Origin of the sequence: Sphingobium sp. CCH11-B1 (assembly GCF_001556865.1) — a bacterium.
GTDB lineage: Bacteria > Pseudomonadota > Alphaproteobacteria > Sphingomonadales > Sphingomonadaceae > Sphingobium.
Window position 1 is genome coordinate 20,811 of sequence record NZ_LSJY01000025.1, and the last position, 6,683, is coordinate 27,493.

Genomic DNA, 6,683 nt, shown 5'->3' on the forward strand with positions numbered 1-6,683 from the left:
CATGAACGCCATCACGCGCCTGCCTTTCCTGAGCGACGTCGAGGATGTCGCAGACGACCGCTTTCACATCCCCGAGCGGGTGGGACAGCGCCGTCGCTACCGCGCCATCTGGATATCGGACATCCACCTCGGCACGCGCGGCTGCAATGCGACGATGCTGATTGACTTCCTCGACAATGTGGACAGCGACACCATCTACCTTGTCGGCGACATCATCGACGGCTGGCGCCTCAAGAAGCGCTTTTACTGGCCCGCCAGCCATAATGACGTGGTCTGGCGTCTGATGAAGCGGGCCAAGCGCGGCACTCGCGTAGTCTACATCCCCGGCAACCATGACGAAATGTTCCGTCAGTTCACCGGCATGAGCTTCGGCGGCGTCGAAATCCGGCGCAAGGCGATCCACGAGACGGCGGACGGGCGCAAGCTGCTGGTCCTGCACGGCGACGAGTTCGACACCATCATGCTCGCCCACCGCTGGCTCGCCTTCGTCGGCGACGCGGCCTACACCATGCTGATGCGCCTCAACGTCGCGGTGAATGCGGTGCGCCAGCGGATGGGCCTGCCTTACTGGTCGCTCAGCAAGATGGCCAAGCACAAGGTCAAGAACGCCGTCTCCTTCATTTCCCGCTTCGAGGAAGTGGTGGCGCATGAAGCCGGCGCGCGCGGCGTCGACGGCGTCGTATGCGGCCATATCCACAATGCCGAGATGCGCGAGATCGAGGGCGTCGCTTATTATAATGACGGCGACTGGGTCGAAGGCTGCACCGCGCTCGTCGAACATAGCGACGGTCGCATGGAAGTGCTCCACTGGGCCGACGAGATCGCAAAGCGGGAAGCCGCCGAGACGCTCTCGCGCGAAAAGCTCGCCGCCTGAAACCGGAGCCGACGCCCATGCGCATCGCCATCGTCACCGACGCCTGGACCCCGCAGGTGAACGGCGTCGTCCGCACGCTCCAGACGACGCGGCTGGAACTGGAGCGGATGGGCCATGTGGTGGAGGTGATATCGCCGGACCTTTACGGCTCCATTCCCTGTCCCACCTATCCCGAAATCCGGCTGGCGCTGGTGCGCGCGGGCGTCGTTGGCCAGGCGATCGCCGCCTTCCGCCCGGACGCGGTGCATCTTGCGACCGAAGGGCCGCTCTGCCTCGCGGCGCGGCGCTGGTGCCTGCGCGGCGGCGTGCCCTTCACCACTGCCTATCACACCCATTTCCCCGATTATGTGGCGCAGCGCACCGGCCTGCCGGCGACATGGTTCTGGCGCTACATCCGCTGGTTCCACGGCCCGGCGCAGGCGGTGCTGGTGTCGACCCGGTCGGTGCGCGATCAACTCCGCGCCCATGGCGTCGCCAATGTGCGCCCGTGGGGCAGGGGCGTGGACCTTGCAGCCTTCACCCCCGATGCCCCGCCGCCCGTCGCCTTTGCCGATCTGCCCCGGCCGATCATGCTTTATGTCGGACGCGTCGCGGTGGAGAAGAATCTGGAGGCGTTCCTGTCCATCGACTGCCCCGGCACGAAAATTGTCGTGGGTGACGGTCCAGCCCGCGCCGCGCTGGAGCGTGCCTGGCCCGAAGCCCGCTTCCTGGGGCCGCTGTTCGGCACCGACCTTGCCGGCGCCTATGCCGGGGCCGACGTCTTCGTCTTCCCCAGCCGCACCGACACGTTCGGGCTGGTGATGATAGAGGCGCTCGCCTGTGGAACGCCCGTCGCGGCCTTCCCGGTCACCGGGCCGGTCGACATCGTCACGCCCGAAACCGGCGCGCTGTCCGACGATCTGGGCGATGCCATCGCCGGTGCCCTGGGCAAGGACCGCGCCGCGTGCGCCGCCTATGGCCGCAGCTTCAGCTGGGATCGCAGCGCGCGGGAATTCCTCTCCGGTCTCCACGCCATCGCCCCCAACCTGCTGGACAGCGCCGCCTGACGCTTTTCCTTGCCGGGGGCGCAAGGATGTTCTATCTCTGATCCGTCGCGGCCGCCCTGATTGGGCGGCCCTTATCGTTTTTACGCCGGAGAATAGTTCCCGTGTCCCAGCCTCTGATGCCTCACGCGACCGCCAGCTGGCTCGTCGACAACACCGCGCTCAGCTTTGACCAGATCGCGGAATTCTGCGGGCTCCACATCCTTGAGGTGCAGGCGATCGCTGACGATACCGCCAGCATCAAATATACCGGCCGCGATCCTGTCCGAGCCCATGAAATCACCATGGACGAAATCCACAAGGGCGAAGCCAATCCCGACTACAAGCTCAAGATGCTGAAGGGCCCCGAGCCTGTTCGCCGCACCAAGGGGCCGCGCTACACGCCGGTCAGCAAGCGGCAGGACAAGCCCGACGGCATCGCCTGGATCCTGCGCAACCATCCGGAAGTGTCGGACGGCGCGATCGGCAAGCTCATTGGCACCACCCGCACCACCATCGCCGCGATCCGCGACCGCACCCACTGGAACATCTCCAACATCGTGCCCAAGGATCCGGTGACGCTGGGCCTGTGCTCGCAACGGGAACTCGACGCGCTGGTCGCCCGCGCCGCCAAGAAGGCCGGCATCGAAGCGCCGACCGATTCGCGCCTGGACGGCGACCGCGAGGCGCTGATCGAGGAACTGCGCCGCGAACGCGAGGACAATGCGCGTCGCGTGGAAGAGGCGATGAAGAGCGAGTCCGGGCTTATTTCGGGCGTTGCCACCATCCTCGATCCGTTCAGCAGCAACAAGGGCGAGGTTTGATGCCGTAGCGTCATTCGCGACGCTGGCCTGATCCCGCAACAAAGCGGCAAAATCGAAGGGCTGCGCCTCGCCGGGGCGCGGCCCTTCTCGTGTGGTTGACGCTTGCGTAAAGTGCGCCGCGCCCATACACTTCGCCCATGGAGAGCGTAGAAAAAATCTGGCGGGAACGGTATCAGCATCCCACGAACTGGGACCAGACATTCCCGCCCTTGTCGATGGGCGATATGGTCAGCGCGAGCGCCGCCGCCCACCCCCAGGCCAACATGATCGACTTCATGGGCCGCAAGTTCAGCTATGGCGAAATGATGGGGCAGATACGCCGCGTCGCCTGCGGCTTGCAGGCGATGGGCGTTCGAAAGGGCGACCGGGTCGGCCTCTATCTGCCCAATACGCCCCATTATGTCGCGGCCTATTATGGCGCGCTGATGGCGGGGGCGATCGTCGTCAATTTCTCGCCGCTCTACACCGCCGCGGAGCTGGAGCATCAGGTGGAGGACAGCGGCACACAGATCCTCTTCACCCTGTCGGCGAAGGCGCTGCTGCCTACCGCGCTCAAGGTGCTGGACGAAAGCAGCCTGCAAAAGCTGGTGGTGGGGTCGGTCGCCGAAGTCCTGCCTCCGGTCAAATCTTTGTTGTTCCGCTTGTTCAAGGCGAGCGAGAGCGTCGCTATCCCTGACGATCCGCGCGTGCTGCATTACGACCGGCTGATCGCGAACCGGGGTGACTGCGTGGTGGCGGACATCGATCCGGTCAACGACGTCGCGCTGCTGCAATATACCGGCGGCACCACCGGCACGCCCAAGGGCGCGATGCTGACCCACCAGAACCTGACCGCCAACGCGCGCCAGGCGCAGTCCATCGACCCGCACCAGCATGAAGCGGACCGGATCATCGCCGTGCTGCCCTTCTTCCATGTCTTCGCCAACACCTGCACGCTCAATCGCACGGTGGTGAATGGCGGCGAGATGGTGATGCTGCCCCGCTTCGACGCCGCGCAGGTGCTGGCCGCCGTTCAGCGGGTGAAGGCGACCTCGCTGCCCGGCGTGCCCACAATGTTCCAGGCGTTGCTCGATCATCCCGCGATCCGCAATATCGACTTCTCGTCGCTGCGCGCCTGCATATCGGGCGGCGCGCCGCTGCCGCTCGAACTCAAGCAGCGGTTCGAAGCGGCGACGGGCGCGCAACTGGTCGAAGGCTATGGTCTCACCGAAACCAGCCCGATCGTTTGCACCAACCCCTATGAAGGGTTGAACAAGAGCGGCACGGTGGGCCAGCCGGTGCCCGGCACCCGCGTCAAGCTGGTCGATCGCGAAGACCCGACGAAGCCGCCGCAGGACGGCGAACCGGGCGAGCTGCTCTTTGCCGGGCCGCAGATCATGAAGGGCTACTGGAATCGTCCTGATGCCGACAAGGAAGTGTTCGTCGGCGAATTTGTCCGCACCGGCGATGTCGGCATCATCGACGAGGACGGCTATGTGAAGATCGTCGACCGGCTGAAGGACATGATCGCGGTCGGTGGATTCAAGGTTTTTCCCAGTCAGGTCGAACAGGTTCTCTACCATCATCCCGCGGTCAAGGAGGCGCTCGTCATCGGCGTGCCCGACCGTTATCGCGGCGAGCAGCCCAAGGCGTTCGTGACCCTGAACGATGGCTTCGACATCGACGGCGCGGCGTTGAAGGAGTGGGTCAACCCGCAACTGGGCAAGCATGAGCGGGTATGCGAGGTGGAAGTGCGCTTGAGCCTGCCCAAGACGCTGGTGGGCAAGCTGTCGCGCAAGGAACTGGTGGCGGAGGAACGCGCCAAGGCGGACGCGCGGGCGGCGCAGGCTGGAACCGCCGCCTGATCCTTCCTATCTGTGCGGCAACCACGGAATAAAGGAACGGAAATGGCGCAAGAGATCGCAACCCTTGCCGGCGGCTGCTTCTGGTGCACCGAAGCGGTGTATCAGAATCTGCGCGGCGTGACGTCCGTCGAAAGCGGCTATATCGGCGGCTCGCTGCCCGACCCGACCTATGAACAGGTCTGTTCGGGCAGCACCGGCCATGCCGAAGCGATCCGCGTCACCTTCGACCCCGACGTGATCTCCTACGCCGACCTGCTCGACATCTTCTTCGCGACGCACGATCCGACGACGCTCAATCGCCAGGGCAACGACATCGGCACCCAGTATCGGTCGGCGATCTTCCCCCATTCGCCCGAGCAGGCGGAGCAGGCCCGCGCCGGCATCGAGCGGGCGCAGGCGGACCAGTCCGCGCCCATCGTCACCGCGATCGAAGCCGACGCGCCCTGGTATCCGGCGGAGGATTATCACCAGAAATATTGGGACCGGGTCGGCGACAGAAATCCCTACTGCATGGCGGTGATCCCGCCCAAGCTCGCCAAGCTGCGCAAGGGCTTTGCCGAACGCATCGAAGCCTGACCCCCGCCGGTTCCCCGGCGAGAGCCGGGGGCCAGGGTCCAGCGCGCTGGCATCGCCCCGTCGTCAAACACCGATTGCTTAGTTCGCGGTTCATCTTCGCCATGCTAAGCGGCTCCATCTGCTCAGACACCGGGGGACCGCCAACGTGAAGAAGACCATCCTGCTCGCCGCGCCCTTGCTGCTGCTGACGCTCCCCGGATGCGTCCGCACGGTTGCCAGCGTCGTCACCGCACCGGTGCGCGCGACCTCGCAGGTGGTGGACTGGACCACGACCAGCCAGGAAGAGGCCGATCGCAATTACGGCCGCAAGATGCGCAAGCAGGAAGCACGCGAAGGACGTGAGCGCAAGGAGCAGGAAAAGGAACGCCGCCGCCAGTGTCGCGAGGCCGGCTATCGCGACTGCGACTGACAGGTCGGCACGAAGCTGCGGACCCTCAGGCCGCCGCCCGCTTCAGCCGGTCGTTGATCGCGACGCCGATGCCCTCCGTTGGCACGGGCGCCACCGCGATCCGGGTCGCGGCGCTCGCATCGGCGATATGCAGCGCGGCGAACAGATTGGCGGCCGCTTCGGCCAGATCCGCTTCGGGGCTGAGGTTTATGTGGCAGGGCATCAGGCCGAACCCGATCAGATATTCGTCCCGCTCGGCCCGCATCGCTTCCAGCCGCACGGGCTTGGACGGCGCATAATGGCTTTCCAGCTGGCCCGGCGCCTCGATCTTCCCGTCTCCGCCGACGATGACGGGCAGTCCGCTCGCCTCCTCCAGCATCGCCGCCGTCACAGGGCCTGGCCGCAGCAGCCGGATGTGGCCCGCCTCCGGCGCGGCGATGGTGGATTCCAGCCCCTCGCTGGTCGGTCCTTCGTCCAGGATCATGCGGATCTTGCCGTCGAGGCTCGATAGCACATGTTCGGCGCGCGTCGGGCTGATCGTCCCGCTGCGATTGGCGGACGGCGCGGCGAGGGGACACCCCGCCTCGCGGATCAGCGCGCGCATCGCAGGGTGGGCGGGCAGGCGCAGCGCCACGGTGGACAGGCCAGCCATTACGAGCGGGGAGAGGCCGCTGTCCGCCCGCGCCGGCAGCACCAGCGTCAACGGGCCCGGCCAGAAAGCGTCGGCCAGTCGCTTCGCCACCGGCGAAAAGTCCGCCAGCCGCTCCGCCATCTCCCGGTCGGCGACATGCACGATCAGCGGGTTGAAGCTCGGCCGCCCCTTGGCGCTGTAGATCGCGGCGACCGCGCTGCTGTCGGTCGCGTCGCCGGCCAGGCCATAGACGGTTTCGGTGGGAACGGCGACTGGCTCTCCTGCCCGGATCAACAATGCCGCCTCGCGCAGCGCTTCTGCGCCATAGCGGCAGGATTTGGTCGAAAAGGCTGGATGAGCGATGGTCACGATCCCCGCGATATAGGCCCCGTCCATGCCGAGTAAAAGACCATTGCGTCATGACAATGACAGTGGGGCGGCCTTGCCCGCGCGGGGCGGCGCGACTAAGCCGCGCGCATGAACGACGCACTCCTCGCCCGTATCGCCGATGCGCTGGAACGGCT

At 66.0% G+C, this 6,683-nt stretch carries 7 protein-coding genes; 6 read left to right on the forward strand and 1 reads right to left on the reverse strand.

Features of this window, described 5'->3' with window-relative positions; all coding sequences use genetic code 11:
• Nucleotide 1: 1 nt before the first annotated feature.
• The 6 genes from AX724_RS03480 to AX724_RS03505 all read left to right on the forward strand — a co-directional run bounded on the left by AX724_RS03480 (nt 2) and on the right by AX724_RS03505 (nt 5,549).
• Entirely contained in the window at nt 2–874 is an 873-nt protein-coding gene (locus AX724_RS03480) for a UDP-2,3-diacylglucosamine diphosphatase (RefSeq protein WP_066763604.1), read from the forward strand.
• Nucleotides 875–891: 17 nt separating this feature from the next.
• The gene (locus AX724_RS03485) at nt 892–1,920 is read left to right on the forward strand and encodes a glycosyltransferase family 4 protein (RefSeq protein WP_066763605.1); all 1,029 of its coding nucleotides are present in this window, start codon (nt 892–894) and stop codon (nt 1,918–1,920) included.
• A 116-nt stretch (nt 1,921–2,036) separates the two neighbouring features.
• Nucleotides 2,037–2,720, forward strand: coding sequence for a DUF1013 domain-containing protein (locus AX724_RS03490; RefSeq protein ID WP_066763607.1), 684 nt, complete (start codon nt 2,037–2,039; stop codon nt 2,718–2,720).
• A gap of 137 nt (nt 2,721–2,857) precedes the next feature.
• Nucleotides 2,858–4,564 (forward strand): long-chain-fatty-acid--CoA ligase, encoded by a 1,707-nt coding sequence (locus AX724_RS03495; protein ID WP_066763609.1) that lies wholly within the window; start codon nt 2,858–2,860, stop codon nt 4,562–4,564.
• 42 nt (nt 4,565–4,606) lie between these two features.
• Nucleotides 4,607–5,140: a peptide-methionine (S)-S-oxide reductase MsrA gene (gene msrA, locus AX724_RS03500; protein ID WP_066763611.1), complete on the forward strand. Its 534-nt coding sequence runs from the start codon at nt 4,607–4,609 to the stop codon at nt 5,138–5,140.
• A gap of 145 nt (nt 5,141–5,285) precedes the next feature.
• On the forward strand, nt 5,286–5,549 hold the full coding sequence (locus tag AX724_RS03505) for a hypothetical protein (protein WP_066763612.1): 264 nt from the start codon (nt 5,286–5,288) through the stop codon (nt 5,547–5,549).
• A gap of 25 nt (nt 5,550–5,574) precedes the next feature.
• Here AX724_RS03505 and AX724_RS03510 read toward each other — a convergent pair whose 3' ends face one another.
• Nucleotides 5,575–6,528, reverse strand: a complete 954-nt coding sequence (locus tag AX724_RS03510) for an L-threonylcarbamoyladenylate synthase (protein ID WP_066763618.1) — start codon at nt 6,526–6,528, stop codon at nt 5,575–5,577.
• Nucleotides 6,529–6,683 lie beyond the last annotated feature (155 nt).